The sequence below is a fragment of the Streptomyces sp. NPDC048479 genome (assembly GCF_040651435.1).
In the GTDB taxonomy this organism is placed as follows: Bacteria; Actinomycetota; Actinomycetes; order Streptomycetales; family Streptomycetaceae; genus Streptomyces.
In genome coordinates this window covers 58760-76132 of the sequence record NZ_JBEZKA010000018.1, presented here as the reverse complement: position 1 = coordinate 76132, position 17373 = coordinate 58760, and the positions used below count along the sequence as shown (strand labels likewise).

At 69.8% G+C, this 17373-nt stretch carries 13 protein-coding genes; 10 read left to right on the top strand and 3 right to left on the bottom strand.

Translation table 11 applies throughout. The annotated features are described in order from the left end of the window. Window positions 1-21 precede the first annotated feature (21 nt). Window positions 22-801, top strand: a complete 780-nt coding sequence (locus tag AB0D12_RS26165; RefSeq protein WP_362687525.1) for a DUF4190 domain-containing protein — start codon at window positions 22-24, stop codon at window positions 799-801. Here the strand turns inward: AB0D12_RS26165 and AB0D12_RS26160 are convergent. Next, complete coding sequence (locus AB0D12_RS26160) at window positions 791-1354, bottom strand: NADAR family protein (RefSeq protein WP_362687522.1); 564 nt, start codon at window positions 1352-1354, stop codon at window positions 791-793. The two genes, AB0D12_RS26165 and AB0D12_RS26160, sit on opposite strands and share 11 nt — an antisense overlap. Before the next feature lie 177 nt (window positions 1355-1531). Here AB0D12_RS26160 and AB0D12_RS26155 point away from each other — a divergent pair, with 177 nt between their 5' ends. The 7 genes from AB0D12_RS26155 (at window position 1532) to AB0D12_RS26125 (ending at window position 10921) form a co-directional block, all read left to right on the top strand. Next, the gene (locus AB0D12_RS26155; RefSeq protein ID WP_362687519.1) at window positions 1532-3046 is read left to right on the top strand and encodes a gamma-aminobutyraldehyde dehydrogenase; all 1515 of its coding nucleotides are present in this window, start codon (window positions 1532-1534) and stop codon (window positions 3044-3046) included. Window positions 3047-3144: 98 nt separating this feature from the next. Next, window positions 3145-4392: a spermidine/putrescine ABC transporter substrate-binding protein gene (locus AB0D12_RS26150; protein ID WP_362687516.1), complete on the top strand. Its 1248-nt coding sequence runs from the start codon at window positions 3145-3147 to the stop codon at window positions 4390-4392. A gap of 39 nt (window positions 4393-4431) precedes the next feature. Then, window positions 4432-5583, top strand: coding sequence for an ABC transporter ATP-binding protein (locus AB0D12_RS26145; protein ID WP_362687513.1), 1152 nt, complete (start codon window positions 4432-4434; stop codon window positions 5581-5583). Further along, window positions 5580-6515, top strand: coding sequence for an ABC transporter permease (locus AB0D12_RS26140; RefSeq protein WP_362687510.1), 936 nt, complete (start codon window positions 5580-5582; stop codon window positions 6513-6515). Before AB0D12_RS26145 ends, AB0D12_RS26140 begins: the two co-directional genes overlap by 4 nt. Further along, window positions 6515-7312, top strand: a complete 798-nt coding sequence (locus AB0D12_RS26135) for an ABC transporter permease (protein ID WP_362687507.1) — start codon at window positions 6515-6517, stop codon at window positions 7310-7312. Before AB0D12_RS26140 ends, AB0D12_RS26135 begins: the two co-directional genes overlap by 1 nt. Window positions 7313-7332: 20 nt before the next feature. Further along, complete coding sequence (locus AB0D12_RS26130; protein WP_362687504.1) at window positions 7333-8745, top strand: FAD-binding oxidoreductase; 1413 nt, start codon at window positions 7333-7335, stop codon at window positions 8743-8745. 373 nt (window positions 8746-9118) lie between these two features. Continuing rightward, window positions 9119-10921 (top strand): glycoside hydrolase family 18 protein, encoded by a 1803-nt coding sequence (locus AB0D12_RS26125; RefSeq protein ID WP_362687501.1) that lies wholly within the window; start codon window positions 9119-9121, stop codon window positions 10919-10921. Here the strand turns inward: AB0D12_RS26125 and AB0D12_RS26120 are convergent. Continuing rightward, window positions 10872-11462, bottom strand: a complete 591-nt coding sequence (locus AB0D12_RS26120) for a phosphatase PAP2 family protein (RefSeq protein ID WP_362687498.1) — start codon at window positions 11460-11462, stop codon at window positions 10872-10874. The genes AB0D12_RS26125 and AB0D12_RS26120 overlap by 50 nt on opposite strands. A 330-nt stretch (window positions 11463-11792) precedes the next feature. Further along, on the bottom strand, window positions 11793-13127 hold the full coding sequence (gene gabT / locus AB0D12_RS26115; protein WP_362687495.1) for a 4-aminobutyrate--2-oxoglutarate transaminase: 1335 nt from the start codon (window positions 13125-13127) through the stop codon (window positions 11793-11795). A gap of 259 nt (window positions 13128-13386) precedes the next feature. Between gabT and AB0D12_RS26110 the strand changes: the two genes are divergently transcribed. Next, window positions 13387-15522, top strand: coding sequence for an ATP-binding protein (locus tag AB0D12_RS26110; protein ID WP_362687492.1), 2136 nt, complete (start codon window positions 13387-13389; stop codon window positions 15520-15522). A 114-nt stretch (window positions 15523-15636) separates the two neighbouring features. Further along, entirely contained in the window at window positions 15637-17199 is a 1563-nt protein-coding gene (locus AB0D12_RS26105) for a PucR family transcriptional regulator (RefSeq protein WP_362687489.1), read from the top strand. Window positions 17200-17373: the final 174 nt, after the last annotated feature.

The window sequence follows — 17373 nt, the reverse complement described above, 5'->3', positions numbered from 1 at the left end:
CGAACCACGATGGGGGAGAACATGTCTGACAACCAGGCCCAGCCGCCCGGCGCGCCCGAGCCGCGTGACCCGTGGGCTGCGCCGGAGAGCAGCGCGGCACAGAACAAGGTCCCGCTGGACAAGCCCGCCGCCACCCCGAGCCCGTCGGCGCCGTTCCTGCACAGCGAGCCGACGGTCACCTCGATGCCCGGCGTAGGACCCGCTGCCCAGACCGGCGCCGTGCCGCCGCCCCCGATAGCACCGGGCGGACCGGCCCAGCCCGCCGCGGGTCCCTACGGCTACCCGGCCGCTCCGGGCGGACCGGCCCAGCCCGCCGCGGGTGCCTACGGCTACCCCGCCGCCCCGAGCCTCCCGCAGCCCACCCCCGGAGTCGGTGATCCGTACGGCGGCTATCCCGGATACCCCGGATACCAGGCCTACGGCCAGAACGGCTGGCAGAGCGCCCCGGCGAACGGCATGGGCATCACCGCGATGGTGCTCGGCATCCTCTCCGTCTGTCTGTTCTGCCTGTACGGCGTTGTCGGGGTCGTGCTGGGCGTACTCGCCCTGATCTTCGGCATCATCGGCAGGAAGCGGGCCCAGCGCGGCGAGGCCACCAACGCCGGCATGGCCCTGTCCGGCATCATCCTCGGCGTCATCGGCATCGTCATCGGCCTTGTCGTCGTCGGCTTGATGGTCTGGGGGATCACCAACGCGTTCAACAAGGACAGGACCGAGGACACGGAAGACGTCTACGGCGACTACTCCAACTCCCTGGTGATCGACAACGCACTGCCGGCGATCGAGCGCGTCAGCCGCTAGCCGCAGCCGTCCCCGCCCGCAACTCCTCGCGCGCCTCCATCAGCGCGAACCCCAGCAGATTGAGCCCGCGCCAGCGTGCGGGATCCTGCGCCCGTTCGTCGTCAGCGGCCAGCCCGATGCCCCAGATCCGGTCCATCGGGCTGGCCTCGACGAGCACCCGGTCCCCCGTGGCCAGCAGAAAATCGCGCAGCTCGGCGTCCTGCCCGAACTTGTGCACACTGCCCGAGCGCACGATGCCGAACCGCTCGCGCTCCCATATCGCGTCGTCGAAACCGCGCACCAGCCGCCCGGCCCTCTTGGCCTGCGCAGGCGTGCGCGCCTCCAGCGCCCGCTGCTCCGCATCCGCGTCGCCGAAGAGCCGCGCCTTGGACGCCATCATCCAGTGCTCCGCGGTGGCGTACTGAATTCCGTCGACCACGAAGGGCGACGGCCACCACTGGCTCAGGCAGCTCGCGCCAATGCTTCCGTCCCGGCGCGGCGCATGCCCCCAGAACTGCAGATACTTGATTCGGTTCCCCTCGCTGACCTGCTTGATCAGCTCATCCATCCCCATGCACGCGAGTCTTGCATCCACCACTGACACTCCGTACCGCGATATGCGGGTCGACGCGACACATGGTCGACCGATTCCGTCGCGTAATCAAAAGGCAACAACGGAATCCCTTGTTGGGTACGTCACTCTCTGCCAGGATCGGCAGTCAACTCGAGCTGGAACGACGGAGTGAGTTTCATGGACAACCGCTTCCAGGTGCAGGACCGCTACGCGGACGGTGCACAGTTCATCGGCGGGCGGCTGCAGCCCGGCACCTCAGGACATACGCAGGACATCGTGAACCCGGCGACCGGCGAGCTGATCCACGGCTACGAGCTGGCGGGGACCGCCGACGTCGACGCGGCCGTGGCTGCCGCCCGCGCGGCCTTCCCCGGCTGGGCGGGCGCCACCCCGGGCGAGCGCTCCGACGCCCTGCACCGCTTCGCGTCCGTGCTCGCCGAGCAGGCGGCCGACTTCGCCTATGCCGAGTCCCTGCAGTGCGGCAAGCCCATCAAGCTCACCACCGAGTTCGACGTGCCCGGCACCGTCGACAACACCGCCTTCTTCGCCGGCGCGGCCCGCCATCTCCAAGGGCAGTCCGCGGGCGAGTACAGCGGTGACCACACCTCGTACGTGCGCCGCGAGGCGATCGGTGTCGTCGGCTCCATCGCGCCCTGGAACTATCCGCTCCAGATGGCCGCCTGGAAGGTCCTGCCGGCCATCGCCGCGGGCAACACCATCGTGCTGAAGCCCGCCGAGATCACCCCGCTCACCTCGCTGATGTTCGCCGAGGCGGCGAAGGAGGCCGGGATTCCCGACGGCGTCGTCAATATCGTCAACGGCGCGGGCCGGGAAGCGGGCGAACACCTGGTGGGCCACCCGGACGTCGTCATGACCTCCTTCACCGGCTCCACCCCGGTCGGCAGGCGGGTCGCCGAGATCGCCACCGCCACCGTCAAGCGCCTCCACCTCGAGCTGGGCGGCAAGGCCCCCTTCGTCGTCTTCGACGACGCCGACCTCGAGGCCGCGGTCAACGGAGCGGTCGCCGCCTCACTCATCAACTCCGGCCAGGACTGCACTGCCGCCACCCGCGCCTATGTCCAGCGGCCCCTGTACGACGCCTTCGTCGCCGGAGTCGCCGATCTGATGTCGACCGTCCGCCTCGGCGACCCCTTCGACCCGTCGACCGACCTCGGCCCGCTCGTCTCGCACCTCCAGCGCGACCGCGTCGCCGGCTTCGTCGACCGGGCACGCGCGTACGCCACCGTCGTCACCGGCGGCGAAGCGCCCCAGGGAGAACTGAAGAGCGGCGCGTACTACCGCCCCACCCTTGTCGCGGGCGCCGCCCAGGACAGCGAGATCGTCCAGTCCGAGATCTTCGGCCCGGTCCTGGTCGTGCTGCCCTTCGGCTCCGACGACGAGGGCATCGCGCTGGCCAATGACACCCCCTACGGCCTCGCCGCCTCCGCCTGGAGCCGCGACGTCTTCCGCGCGAACCGCGCCACCCGCGAGATCAAGGCGGGCTGCGTCTGGGTCAACGACCACATCCCGATCATCAGCGAGATGCCGCACGGCGGCTACAAGGCCTCCGGCTTCGGAAAGGACATGTCGGCGTATTCCTTCGAGGAGTACACGCAGGTCAAGCACGTGATGTACGACAACACGGCAACAGTCCGCAAGGACTGGCACCGCACCATCTTCGGCGACCGCTAGCAGCTCAGCCCAGGTCGGCCACCCCACCCCACCCCAGACCAGACCAGTCCAGCCCAGCGCCGCCCGACCAGCGGCACCATCCCGAAAGGGCACAGCGCATGGATCAGCACGAGCCGGACGTCCTGTCCGCGGCCCAACTCGCGGCGATGCGACGGAGCATCACCAGCGGCAGGGGCGCCCTCTCCCGGCGTGCGATGCTGCGCGCCGGCGGCATAGGCGCGCTCACCATTGGCGGACTCGCCTCCTTGAGCGCCTGCGGCATCCCGCCCGCCAAGCGCGAGGGCGGCGCGGAGGCCTCGGACGACCACTCGGACCAGGAGAAGCAGATCAGCTTCTCCAACTGGACCGAGTACATGGACGTCAGTGAGGACGAGAAGAGCCGTCCGACGCTCAATGAGTTCACCAAGCGCACCGGGATCAAGGTCAAGTACACCGAGGACATCAACGACAACGTCGAGTTCTTCGGCAAGATCCAGCCGCAGCTCGCGGCGGGCCAGGACACCGGCCGTGACCTGATCAATGTCACGGACTGGCTGGCTGCCCGCATGATCCGGCTCGGCTGGGTGCAGAAGCTGGACCCGTCGCTGCTGCCGCACGCCTACGCCAATCTCTCCCCGCAGTTCCGCAGCCCGGACTGGGACCCGGGGCGCGCCTACTCCTACCCCTGGACCGGAATTCCGGCCGTCATTGCCTACAACGTCAAGGCGACCGGCGGCAAGAAGGTCGACTCCGTGACCCAGCTGCTGGACGACCCCACCCTCAAGGGCCGGGTCAGCTTCCTCACCGAGATGCGCGACACGGTCGGCATGACCCTGCTCGACCTGGGCAAGGACCCGGCCAAGGTCACCGACGCCGACTACGACGCCGCCATCAACCGGCTCCAGAAGGGCGTCGACAAGAAGCAGATCCGCCGCTTCACCGGCAACGATTACACCTCGGACCTCGACAAGGGCGACATCGCCGCCTGCGTCGCCTGGGCCGGTGACCTGATCCAGCTGCAGGCCGACAACCCCGACATCAAGTTCGCGATCCCGGCCGCCGGTTATATGACGGCCACCGACAATCTCCTGGTCCCGGCGCACGCCAGGCACCAGAAGAACGCCACCCGGCTCATCGACTACTACTACGAGCTCCCGGTGGCCGCACAGCTCGCCGCGTACATCAACTACGTGTGCCCGGTCGCCGGAGTCGGCCCCGAGCTCGCGAAGATCGACCCGGAGCTGGCCAAGAACCCGCTGATCATCCCGGACGCGGCCATGTCGGCCAAGTCTCACTCCTTCCGCTCGCTGAGCAGCAAGGAAGAGACGGCGTACGAAGAGAAGTTCGCCAAGCTCATCGGCGCCTGACCTGCCCTTCTCCCTCCGACACCACTGGGATCGCGACCCATGACTGAAAAGACAGAAGGCGGCGACGTCCGCCTCTCCGGGATCAGCAAGACCTATGGCTCCTTCACTGCCGTCCACCCGCTGGACCTGACCGTCCCGCAGGGCTCCTTCTTCGCCCTGCTCGGCGCCTCCGGCTGCGGGAAGACCACCACCCTGCGGATGATCGCCGGACTGGAGGACCCGAGCACCGGGAGCGTCTTCCTCGGCGGCAAGGACGTCACCCACCTGCCGCCGTACAAGCGCCCGGTCAACACCGTCTTCCAGTCGTACGCGCTCTTCCCGCACCTCGACATCTACGAGAACGTCGCGTTCGGGCTGCGCCGCCGCGGCATCAAGTCGGTGAAGAAGCAGGTCGGCGACATGCTCGACCTCGTCGAGCTGGGCGACTTCGCCAAGCGCAAGCCGCATCAGCTCTCCGGCGGTCAGCAGCAGCGCGTCGCCGTCGCCCGCGCGCTCATCAACCACCCGCAGGTGCTGCTCCTCGACGAGCCGCTCGGCGCCCTCGACCTCAAGCTGCGCCGCCAGATGCAGCTGGAGCTCAAGCGCATCCAGACCGAGGTCGGCATCACGTTCGTCCATGTCACCCACGACCAGGAAGAGGCCATGACCATGGCCGACACCATCGCGGTGATGAACGGCGGACGGGTCGAGCAGCTCGGCGCACCTGCCGAGCTCTACGAGAACCCGCAGACCACCTTTGTCGCCAACTTCCTGGGCACCTCCAACCTCATCGAGGCCGAGGTCGCCCAGAACAGCGGCGGCGAAGTCGTCGTCACGGCCGCGGACGCCAAGCTGCGGCTGCCCGCCGAGCGCTGTGCCACCCAGCCCCGTACCGGCGGAAAGCTGCTGGTCGGCGTGCGCCCGGAGAAGGTCTCGCTGGCGCACGCGGACGACGCGGGCACGATAGCCGACGGCCGCAACCGGTTCACCGGGAAGATCGCCGACTCCAGCTTCATCGGCGTCTCCACGCAGTTCGTCATCGACAGCCCGGTCTGTCCGGAGCTCGAGGTGTACGTACAGAACATCGAGCGGGACCCGCGCCTGGTCCCCGGCGCCGAGGTCGTCCTGCACTGGAACCCCGAGCACACCTTCGGTCTCGACGCGGCCCAGGACATCGACGCCGGTGTGGAGACGGTGGAGGAGACGCCATGACGGTCACCGAGGCACCGCCCGCCGCGCCGGTCCCCGAGCCGGTCGAGCCGGTAGTCCACAAACAGTCCGTCCGCCGGAAGCTGATCCCGTACTGGCTGCTGCTGCCCGGCATCCTGTGGCTGGTCGTCTTCTTCGCGCTGCCGATGGTCTACCAGGCCTCGACCTCCGTGCAGACGGGCTCGCTGGAAGAGGGCTTCAAGGTCACCTGGCACTTCCAGACCTACTGGGACGCGCTCACCGAGTACTACCCGCAGTTCCTGCGCTCGGTGCTGTACGCCGGCACGGCCACGATCCTGTGTCTGCTGCTCGGCTACCCGCTCGCGTATCTGATCGCGTTCAAGGCGGGTCGCTGGCGCAATCTGCTGCTGGTCCTGGTCATCGCGCCGTTCTTCACCAGCTTCCTGATCCGCACGCTCGCCTGGAAGACGATCCTCGCGGACGGCGGACCGGTGGTGGACGTCCTGAACAGCGTCGGCTTCCTGGACGTCACCAGCTGGCTCGGAATGACCGAGGGGAACCGGCTGCTCGCCACCCCGCTCGCGGTGGTCTGCGGGCTCACGTACAACTTCCTGCCGTTCATGGTGCTGCCGCTGTACACCTCGCTGGAGCGGATCGACCCGCGGCTCCACGAGGCGGCGGGCGATCTGTACGCGAAGTCGTCCACCACCTTCCGCAAGGTGACCTTCCCGCTGTCCATGCCGGGCGTCGTCTCCGGAACACTGCTGACCTTCATCCCGGCCAGCGGCGACTACGTCAACGCCGAACTGCTCGGCTCCACGGACACCAAGATGGTCGGCAACGTCATCCAGTCGCAGTTCCTGAGGGTGCTCGACTATCCGACCGCGGCCGCGCTGTCCTTCATTCTCATGGCGGTCGTGCTGATCATGGTCACCGTCTACATCCGCCGGGCCGGGACGGAGGATCTCGTCTGATGCGTTGGATACGACAGAACTTTGTGGTCATCGCGGGACTGCTCACGCTCGCGTACATGATCCTGCCGAACATCGTCGTGATGGTGTTCTCGTTCAACAAGCCGGCCGGTCGCTTCAACTACGCCTGGCAGGAGTTCTCCACCGACGCCTGGAAGGACCCGTGCGGTGTCGCCGATATGTGCGGCTCGCTCTCGCTCTCCCTCCAGATCGCCCTCTGGGCGACGATCGGCTCCACCGTCCTCGGCTCGATGATCGCCTTCGCGCTGGTCCGCTACCGCTTCCGGGCGCGTGGCGCGATCAACTCACTGATCTTCCTGCCGATGGCGATGCCCGAGGTGGTCATGGCCGCATCGCTGCTCACGCTCTTCCTCAACCTGGGTGCGGAGCTGGGCTTCTGGACCATCCTCATCGCGCACACCATGTTCTGCCTGAGCTTCGTGGTGGTGGCGGTCAAGGCGCGTGTGCTGTCGATGGACCCCCGCCTCGAGGAGGCGGCCCGCGACCTCTACGCCGGACCTGTGCAGACGTTCGTACGGGTCACGCTGCCGATCGCCGCTCCCGGCATCGCTGCCGGTGCGATGCTCGCGTTCGCGCTCTCGTTCGACGACTTCATCATCACCAACTTCAACTCGGGCAACACCGTCACCTTCCCCATGTTCGTGTGGGGCTCGGCCCAGCGCGGTACGCCCGTCCAGATCAACGTCATCGGCACGGCCATGTTCGTCATCGCCGTACTGGTCGTGGTCACCGGCCAGCTCATCAGCGGCCGGCGGAAGAACAGCGCACTGCTCAAGTAGCCCCTGAAGGAGTGGAAACCATGGCCCCAGCTGCCATGACCTTTGCCTCATCACTCTCCGACGCCCAGCCCGTCTCCTATTGGCTGGACGACCCCGCAAAGCCGGGAGCACTGCCCGCACTCACCGGCGACGAGCGCTGCGACCTCCTTGTCGTCGGCGGCGGCTACAGCGGACTGTGGACCGCGCTGCTGGCCAAGGAGCGCGACCCCGGGCGGGATGTCGTACTGATCGAAGGGCGCGAGGTGGGCTGGGCCGCCTCGGGCCGCAACGGCGGCTTCTGCGCCGCCTCCCTCACCCACGGCTTCGGCAACGGACTCGCCCGCTGGCCCGGTGAGCTGGCCACGCTCGAGGTGCTCGGCGACCGCAATCTCGACTCCATCGAGGCGGCGGTCGCCAGGTACGGCATCGACTGTGACTTCGAGCGCACCGGTGAGATCGACGTCGCCACCGAGCCGTACCAGCTCGAAGAGCTCCACCAGATGTATGAGGAGGCGACCGGGCTGGGCTTCACCGGCCTCGAATTCCTCGACCAGGACGCGCTGCGCGCCGAGGTGAACTCCCCGACCTTCCTCGGCGGGCTCTGGGACCGGCGCGGCGTCGCCATGCTGCACCCGGCGAAGCTCGCCTGGGGTCTGAAGCAGGCCTGTATGGACCTCGGCGTACGCGTCTACGAGAACACCCGCGGCCTGGACCTCACGGCGTCCGGCGCCGGCATGTCGGTCCGCACCCCGTACGGCCGGGTCTTCGCCCGCCGGGTCGCGCTCGGTACGAACGTCTTCCCGTCGCTGGTCAAGCGGGTGCGCCCGTACACCGTCCCGGTCTACGACTACGCCTTGATGACCGAACCGCTCAGCGCGGAGCAGCTCGACGCGATCGGCTGGAAGAGGCGGCAGGGACTCGGCGACAGCGCGAACCAGTTCCACTACTTCCGGATCACCGCCGACCACCGCATCCTGTGGGGCGGTTACGACGCGATTTATCCGTACGGCGGCAAGGTCAGCGCCGAAATGGACCACCGGCCGCAGACCTATCTCAAGCTCGCCGAACACTTCTTCCGCTGCTTCCCGCAGCTGGAGGGGCTGCGCTTCAGCCATGCCTGGGGCGGCGCGATCGACACCTGCTCGCGTTTCTCCGCCTTCTTCGGGACGGCGCACGGCGGCAAGGTCGCCTATGCAGCCGGGTTTACGGGACTCGGCGTCGGCGCCACCCGCTTCGGCGGGGACGTCATGCTCGACCTCCTCTCCGGCGAGCGGACCGAGCGCACCGAGCTGGAGATGGTGCGCAGCAAGCCGCTGCCGTTCCCGCCCGAGCCCGTCGCCTGGGCCGGTATCGGACTCACCAAATGGGCGCTGGCCAGGGCGGATGCCAACGGTGGCCGCCGCAACGTGTGGCTTCGGGCCATGGACAGGCTCGGCCTCGGCTTCGACAGCTAGGCCGTCTTGATCAATGCGATCGCGCTGATGGCCCAGGCCGATGCCGACGAGGACCTGAACTGGGCCTTCTCGTTGGATGGAGTCCACGATCGTGCGTGCCGACCAGTACGCGGCCGGGCTCGCAAAAGAGGGGCCCCGGCCGGGCCAGCAAAAACGGGGCCCCGGCCGGCAGTTCGGCGTCCAGCACGGTGGGCTGGCGGAGGGCGGCGGCGATGGTGGCCCGGCGCCGGGAGCCGGCAGCGAAACGGCTTGGGCGGCCGGCTCGGGTTGAGTGAGGGGCGGGAGCGCTGCCAGAGGCCTTGACAACCACATTGGTCTGGACCATGTTGTGCGCGTCGCTCCCCCTCCATTCCCCCCATGCCCGGAGGCAGTTGTGCACCGCACCAGACTCTTGGCCGCTCTGTCGGCGGCCGCCCTCGCCATCAGCGGACTCGTCGCCACGGCATCGGCCGCCGGAGCGGCCGACACCGAACTCGCCCGCAACGGTGGCTTCGAGACCGGCCTCACCGGCTGGAGTTGTACGGCGGGCAGCGGTGCAGCCGTCAACTCGCCGACCCACAGCGGCAGTTCCGCACTAAAGGCCACCCCGGCGGGCAATGACAACGCCAACTGCAGTCAGACGGTCACCGTCAAGCCGAACTCCGACTACACGCTCAGCGGCTGGGTCCAGGGCAGTTACGTCTACCTCGGCGCAGCCGGCACCGGCACCACCGACGTCTCCACCTGGACCTCCTCGGCACCCACCTGGCAGCGGCTGTCGACCACGTTCCGTACGGGCGCGTCGACCACCTCGGTCACGATCTACACCCACGGCTGGTACGGCACCCCCGCCTACTACGCCGACGATCTCTCGCTGCTCGGGCCGGGCGGCGACCCGGTCCAGGTACCGGCCGCCCCCACCGGCCTGTCCGCCGGCGCCCCCGGCTCCACCTCCGTACCGCTGACCTGGTCCGCATCCTCGGGCGCCACCTCGTACAACGTCTACCGGGGCGGTGCCAAGGTCCTTGACGTCAGCGGGACTTCGGCCACCGTCACCGGTCTCGCCCCCTCCACCGCGTACAGCTTCCAGGTGTCCGCGGCCAACGAGGCCGGCGAGTCCGCCAAGTCGTCGGCGGTCACCGCGACCACCACGGCGGGCGGCGGCGACAGCGGCGGCGAACTCCCCGCCCATGCTCTCGTCGGCTATCTGCACGCCAGCTTCGCCAACGGCTCCGGCTATACGCGCATGGCCGATGTGCCCGACTCCTGGGACGTCATCAACCTGGCCTTCGGCGAACCGACTTCGGTCACCTCGGGCGATATCCGCTTCAGCCTCTGCCCGGCCGCCGAATGCCCGAACGTCGAGTCCGCCGCCGACTTCAAGGCGGCCGTCAAGGCCAAGCAGGCCGCGGGCAAGAAGGTCCTGATCTCCATCGGCGGCCAGAACGGCCAGGTGCAGCTCGCCACCACGGCCGCCCGTGACACCTTCGTCTCCTCCGTCTCGAAGATCATCGACGAGTACGGGCTCGACGGCCTGGACATCGACTTCGAGGGCCACTCCCTCTCCCTGAACACCGGCGACACGGACTTCCGCTCGCCGACTTCGCCGGTGATCGTCAATCTGATCTCGGCGGTCAAGACTCTCAAGGCCAAGTACGGCTCGAAGTTCGTCCTCACGATGGCCCCGGAGACATTCTTCGTCCAGCTCGGCTACCAGTACTACGGCTCGGGCCCCTGGGGCGGCCAGGACCCGCGCGCCGGCGCGTACCTCCCGGTCATCCATGCCCTGCGCGACGACCTCACCCTGCTGCATGTCCAGGACTACAACTCGGGCTCGATCATGGGCCTGGACAACCAGTACCACTCCATGGGCGGCGCGGACTTCCACATCGCCATGACCGACATGCTGCTGACCGGCTTCCCGGTCGCCGGCGACACCACCAAGGTCTTCCCCGCCCTGCGCCCGGAGCAGGTCGCCATCGGTCTGCCCGCCTCCACCCAGGCGGGCAACGGCCACACCGCGCCCGCCGAGGTGAACAAGGCGCTGGACTGCCTGACCAGGAAGACCAACTGCGGCTCGTACCAGACCCATGGCACCTGGCCGGCGATGCGCGGCCTGATGACCTGGTCGATCAACTGGGACCGCTTCAACCAGTGGGAGTTCTCGAAGAACTTCGACGCGTATTTCGGAGGCTGAACGGGAGCAGGATCATCCCGCAGAGGCACCAGCTGCCGATGACGTCCAGCGGCCAGTGATAGCCGCGCAGGACAAGTCCGATGCCCGTCGCCAGGGTGAGCACCAGGGCGACGGGCATCGCCCATCGGCGCCTCAGATCCGGGCTGAGGAGCAGCGCGGCGCCGCAGTAGGCCACCATCGCGGTCGCCGAATGGCCGGACGGGTAGAAGCCGCCCGCCTCGGTGAGCGGGCCCTGGCGGTCGATCACCGCCTTCAGCGGCGAGACGAGCACAGGGACCGTGACCATGGCGAGGACGGCGTACAGCGCCGCGAAGCGCCGGCCGCGCCACAGGGCGTACGCCACGGCCGCGGCCAGAACAGGAAGCGCGACCTGTGTACTGCCGAGGTCGGAGAGCTGATCGGTCAGTACCCGGGGCGCATGGCCGACGATCCGCAGTTCCACGCGCTCATCGAGGGACCTCAGCGGACCATCGGCAGCCACCTGCCAGGTGATCACAGCGAAGAGAACGGCACACAGCGCCAGAAGAACCGGCGGGGCCACAAGAAAAAAAGTCGGCCGCCTCGGAACAGGGGGGGTGGTTCCGAGGTGACCGACTGGACCGGTTTGCCGCGCGCCCCGGGGGGTTTGGGGCGGGCGGCCATCCGATCGGTGAGGAGTTCCGGAGCCGGAGGCCCCAGTGGTGTGCGCGAGGGCACGTCCGAGGCGAGGCTGGGGAGGCTCCGCCCTGGAGTCGCCCGCAGTCCCCTGCGAGCGGGGTGTTTCTCTCATCTGCAAAAACCGTACGGCAGGGGCGGGGGGACCGACAGGCGGATCTCCATCCCGCCATCGGCCCCCCACAGAGTCTTCACAGGCCCCGACCGTTCCCCTTGGTCACACGCCCGCGAAGGCCTGCTCGATGATGTCCAGACCCTCGTTGAGCAGGTCCTCACCGATCACCAGCGGGGGCAGGAAGCGCAGCACATTGCCGTACGTACCGCAGGTGAGCACCAGCAGACCCTCGGCGTGGCAGGCCTTGGCGAGCGCGGCGGTCGCGGCCGGGTTCGGCTCCTTGGTGGCGCGGTCCTTGACCAGCTCGATCGCGATCATCGCGCCGCGGCCGCGGATGTCGCCGATGATGTCGTACTTCTCGGCAATCGCGGTGAGGCGGCCCTTCATGACCTCCTCGATGCGCTTGGCCTTGCCGTTGAGGTCGAGCTCCTTCATCGTCTCGATGGCGCCGAGCGCACCGGCGCAGGCCACCGGGTTACCGCCGTACGTACCGCCGAGGCCGCCCGCGTGCGGGGCGTCCATGATCTCGGCGCGACCCGTCACGGCGGCGAGCGGCAGACCGCCCGCGATGCCCTTGGCGGTCGTGATCAGGTCCGGGACGATGCCCTCGTCCTCACAGGCGAACCACTGGCCGGTCCGGCAGAAGCCGGACTGGATCTCGTCCGCCACGAACACGATCCCGTTGTCCTTGGCGAACTGCGAGATGGCCGGCAGGAAGCCCTTGGCCGGCTCGATGAAACCGCCCTCGCCGAGGACCGGCTCGATGATGATCGCGGCGACGTTCTCGGCGCCGATCTGCTTGTTGATCATGTCGATGGCCTGCGCGGACGCCTCGGCGCCGGCGTTCTCCGGACCGGTGAGCCAGCGGTAGCCGTACGCGACGGGGACGCGGTACACCTCGGGCGCGAACGGCCCGAAGCCCTGCTTGTACGGCATGTTCTTGGCGGTCAGCGCCATCGTCAGGTTGGTGCGGCCGTGATAGCCGTGGTCGAACACCACGACCGCCTGGCGCTTGGTGTAGGCACGCGCGATCTTGACGGCGTTCTCGACGGCCTCGGCGCCGGAGTTGAACAGCGCCGACTTCTTCGCGTGGTCACCCGGCGTCAGCTCGGCCAGAGCCTCGGCGACCTCGACGTAACCCTCGTAGGGCGTGACCATGAAACAGGTGTGGGTGAAGTCGGCGAGCTGCGCGGAGGCGCGGCGCACGACGGCCTCGGCGGAGGCGCCGACGGAGGTCACGGCGATGCCGGAACCGAAGTCGATGAGGCGGTTGCCGTCCACGTCCTCGATGACACCGCCGCCGGCGCGGGCGGTGAAGACGGGCAGCACGGACCCCACACCACCGGCGACCGCGGCGGTACGGCGGGCCTGCAGCTCGATCGACTTCGGGCCGGGGATGGCGGTGACGACGCGGCGCTCCTGCGGGATTGCGGTCATGAGGGGCTCCTGGGGGTGTTCCGGACGCAACTTCTCTTTCTCCGCAGGCTAGGCGCGAGGAAGGGGGCCGGGCATGCTCCGTTCGGGAGTGTTGAGCCCAAGCCGTTGTCCCCGACGGACAAGGACACCCGTGGCCCGGTCATCCGTACCTCCCGGGTCCCGGCACCGCGACACCACCCGGATCGGTGAACTCCCCTCAGTGGGGCACTAGATTGGCCGGTGCACAGAGCGGGCCTGGCTGGTCAGGGGGCAGCAGTTCATGGATTCCGAAGGCACTTTCGACGCACGCGGCGCACGGTCCGATCCGGTGCCGCGTCCCGCCGGGCCGCCACCCTCCGTGCCACCCTCCGTGCCGCCCGCCGCGGCGCCCGGGATCCCCGCGCTGCCCGGTCACGCTCCCACTACTCGCCCCGCCGTCGTCGACTGGCTGCGCACCCCCCGCCCGGCCGCCGACCCCGGCATCTGGCGCCTCGGCCACCGCGCCCGCCCCGACGAGGAGCCCGAGCTCGTCCCCGCCCGCCGTCTCTTCGCCGGCGCCGTCATCGCGCTGCTCAGCGGCTGGCTGCTGTGGTCGCTCCTGTGGAACGGCTACCTCGGCCGCTACTGGATCTGGCCCCTCCTCGTACTGACCCCGGACTCCTGGCGCTCCGACCCGCCCACCTGGGCCACCGCCAGCTACATCTACTATGCGATCGTCGGCGGCGGCCTGCTGGTGTTCTTCGCCCGGATCGGCCATGTACCGGAGATCTGGAACCGGTACGTGCGCCGCGCCGACAAGCCCGTCACCGCGCCGCCGCCCCGGCCCGAGGCCGACCCCGCCGACTGGCCCGACCTGCGCACCGCGGGCCTCACCGATGCGGCGAAGAGCCTCGCCGAGGCCACCCGCGCCGGTCTGCTCGGAGATGTCGACTACGCCAGGATCCGGCGTGCCTGGCAGGGCGTGCACGCCAGGCCCGAGCGGCTCGCCGCCTTCACCGACACGGTGCGCAAGCACGGCGCGGCCGCCTGCGCCCACCCCTCAGGCGTACGCGACCTGCCGCTCCGTACCGCCACCCACGATCTCGCCACCGCACAGGTCAAGATCGGCACCGCGGTCGACGACGTCCGCAACCCCTATCCGCGCCGCACCACCGGCGTGGCTCTGGAGCCCGCGCTGCTCGGCACCTCGCTGCTCGCCGTCGGGCCCTCCGGATCCGGCAAGAGCGTGCGCCTGGTGCGGCCCGTCGTCGAGTCGATGTGCCTGCTCGCGCTCGCCAACCGCGCCGCCGTCGTCGCCGTCACGGCGTACGGCACCGGCCTCGCCCCGGACGACGCCTTCGACCTCGTCATCGCCGTCGGCCGCCCCGACTCCACCCACGACCTCGACCTCTACGGCGGCGCCGACGACCCCGACGAGGCCGCCAGGATGCTCGCCGAGGCGCTCGTCGGCGATCTCGCCGCCACCCTTCCCGGCGGCGACAGCAGGCGCGCCGCCACCGCGCTGGCCCAGCTCATCGGGCCGTACCAGTGCGTCCACGGCCACTTCCCCACCGTTCCGGAGCTGCGCGAGCTCCTCGGCGGCGCACCCGCCGCCGTCGGCGCGCTGCGCACCGCCCTGGAGACCGGGACCGACCCCGGCGCCGCAGCCCAGCTGCGTGAACTGGACGCCCGTGAGCGGCAGTCGGCCCGCGCCGACGACATCGGCGTACTGCTCGCCGAGCGGATCGCCTTCCTGGACCGGCCCGCGTTCGCGCACTTCTTCCGTACGGACGGCGGCGGCCGGCAGTTCTCGCTGCGCGCCATCGAGCACCCGCTGCGGGTCCGTGTCGACCTGCCCGAGCGCGGCCACGCCGAGGCCTCACGGATCGTCGCGCGCCTGGTACTCGCCCAGTTCACCGAGGCCGCGCTCAGCCGCTCGGACAGGTCGCTGTTCGCCTGTCTGGTGCTGGACGACGCGACGTACACCGTGACCGCCGACTCGGTGCGCTCGGTCCAGCGGCTGCGCTCCGCCAACGCCGGGGTGGTGCTGGCGCTGCGCACCCTGGAGGACGTGCCGGAGCCGCTGCGCGGCCCGCTGCTCGGCGCGGTCGGCTGCCGGATGGCGTTCGCCGGCCTCGCTCCCTGGGACGGTGGCCGGTTCGCCGAGACCTGGGGCACCGAATGGGTGCAGACCCGGGACGTCACCAACCGGCAGATCATCTCCGACGAGCCCGTCACCAAGGCGCTGCACATCATGCGCCGCCTGGTCACCGGCAAGGCGGCCACCTCCGAGGCGATCACGGTGCGGGAGGTCGAGCGCGCCCGCTGGTCGGCGTCCGACCTCGCGCACGCCGTGCCCGCGGGGCATGCAGTGCTGTCGCTGACGACCGTACGAGGCGAACACGCGCCGCCCCTGCTGGTGGATCTGCGCACCTGACCGGCTTCCGGAACTGCTACGCCCTGGCAGAATCGGTGTACGCCGTTCATACGGGACGGCGAAATCCTCCGCGCTTCTGCCCCTGCGCCTCTGCTCGAAGGGCCTACGGTCCCCATGCCGCCCACGCTCGCCTCGCTTGTCCAGCACTCGGCGCTCAAACTCACCGTGCGTGCCGGGGAGGACCGGCTCGAGACGCCGGTGCGCTGGGCGCATGTCAGTGAGCTCGCCGACCCCGTGCCGTACATGGAGGGCGGCGAGCTGCTGCTCGTCACGGCGATGACGCTGGACGCCGAGGACCCTGAGGCGATGCGCCGCTATGTGCGCAGGCTGGTGGGCGCGGGCGTCGTCGGGCTCGGTTTCGCGGTCGGCGTGTACTACGAGGACATCCCGGAGGCCCTCGTCGAGGCGGCGAAGGAGGAGGGGTTCCCGCTCCTCGCCGTGCCACGCCGCACTCCGTTCCTCGCGATCAGCAAGGCGGTCTCCGCGGCGAACGCGGCCGACCAGTACCGGGCGGTGACAGCCGGTTTCGAGGCGCAGCGGGAGCTGACGCGCGCCGCCCTCGCCGAGGGCCCCGACGCGGTCGTCGCCCGTCTCGCCGCGCATATCGACGGCTGGGCGGCGCTGTACGACGCCTCCGGCGCGGTCGTCGCCGCCGCGCCCGAATGGGCCACGCGCCGGGCCGCCAGGATCACCGGCGACGTGGAGCGGCTGCGCGAGCGGTCCGCGCCCGCGAGCGCCGTCGTCGGCGACACGGAGGACCGCGTCGAGCTGCAGTCGCTCGGCAGCGGCCGACGCGTGCGCGGCGCGCTGGCCGTCGGCACGGGCGCCCCGCTGGGCACGGCCGAGCGGTACGCCGTGCACTCCGCCGTCGCCCTGCTGACCCTCTCCACGGAGCGCTCGCGCGCGCTCCAGGCGGCGGAACAGCGGCTCGGCGCGGCCGTGCTGCGGATGCTGCTCTCCGGCCAGCAGGACCACGCCCGTGCGGTCGCCGGCGATCTGTACGGCGGCCTGCTCGACGCGCCATTCCGGCTGGTGATCGCCGAACCCGCCGGAGAGCCGGACCCCGCGAGCGAGCATCCGCTCCATGCGTTCGCCGAGTCACTGGAGTCGGCGGCGGCGCGGGCCGGCGAGGCGGTGCTCGTGGTACCGGACAGCGACGGCCGGCTGGTGGTGCTGGCCGCGGACGGCGGCGCGGTCGTCGCGGCGTGCACCTCCGCCTACGCCGACAAGGAGGCCGATGACGCCGAGGTCGTCGTCGGCCTCTCGGCGCCGACCGGACCCATAGCGGCGGCTGGCGCCTACAAACAGTCCGAGCAGGCGCTCTCGGTCGCCCGGCGACGCGGCCGCGCTCTGGTCGAGCACGAGGAGCTGGCGGCAGGATCGATCCTCCCGCTGCTCGCCGACGACGCCGTACGCGCCTTCGCGGACGGAATGCTGCGCGCGCTGTACGAACACGACGCGACCGGCCGCGGAGACCTCGTCGCCTCGCTGCGCGCCTGGCTATCGCGCCACGGTCAGTGGGACGCTGCCGCCGCCGACCTCGGCGTACACCGCCATACGCTGCGCTACCGGATGCGCAGGGTCGAGGAGATCCTGGGCCGCTCGCTCGACGACCCGGACGTCCGGATGGAGCTGTGGCTGGCGCTGAAGACGACATCGGCGGCCGCGGCCGAGTAACAGTCGGAGTAGCAGTCGGGGGGCGCAGGATTTTTCCGTTTTCGTGCCCGAAGTCGGGCAAAAACATTGGTGATTGACCGCTGGACTGCCTAAGGTCCTGCCTCGTGGCCACCAACTCCAGCACCCCTGAGGCCGGCACCTCCGCCGTCGGTACCGCTGTCGCACCCCCGCCCG

Bases quoted from the DNA above. Each gene is read 5' to 3' on its own strand.
- AB0D12_RS26165 (WP_362687525.1), top strand. From the start codon at position 22: ATGTCTGACAACCAGGCCCAGCCGCCCGGCGCGCCCGAGCCGCGTGAC.
- AB0D12_RS26160 (WP_362687522.1), bottom strand. From the start codon at position 1,354: ATGGGGATGGATGAGCTGATCAAGCAGGTCAGCGAGGGGAACCGAATC.
- AB0D12_RS26155 (WP_362687519.1), top strand. From the start codon at position 1,532: ATGGACAACCGCTTCCAGGTGCAGGACCGCTACGCGGACGGTGCACAG.
- AB0D12_RS26130 (WP_362687504.1), top strand. From the start codon at position 7,333: ATGGCCCCAGCTGCCATGACCTTTGCCTCATCACTCTCCGACGCCCAG.
- AB0D12_RS26140 (WP_362687510.1), top strand. From the start codon at position 5,580: ATGACGGTCACCGAGGCACCGCCCGCCGCGCCGGTCCCCGAGCCGGTC.
- AB0D12_RS26150 (WP_362687516.1), top strand. From the start codon at position 3,145: ATGGATCAGCACGAGCCGGACGTCCTGTCCGCGGCCCAACTCGCGGCG.
- AB0D12_RS26105 (WP_362687489.1), top strand. From the start codon at position 15,637: ATGCCGCCCACGCTCGCCTCGCTTGTCCAGCACTCGGCGCTCAAACTC.
- AB0D12_RS26110 (WP_362687492.1), top strand. From the start codon at position 13,387: ATGGATTCCGAAGGCACTTTCGACGCACGCGGCGCACGGTCCGATCCG.
- gabT (WP_362687495.1), bottom strand. From the start codon at position 13,127: ATGACCGCAATCCCGCAGGAGCGCCGCGTCGTCACCGCCATCCCCGGC.
- AB0D12_RS26135 (WP_362687507.1), top strand. From the start codon at position 6,515: ATGCGTTGGATACGACAGAACTTTGTGGTCATCGCGGGACTGCTCACG.
- AB0D12_RS26145 (WP_362687513.1), top strand. From the start codon at position 4,432: ATGACTGAAAAGACAGAAGGCGGCGACGTCCGCCTCTCCGGGATCAGC.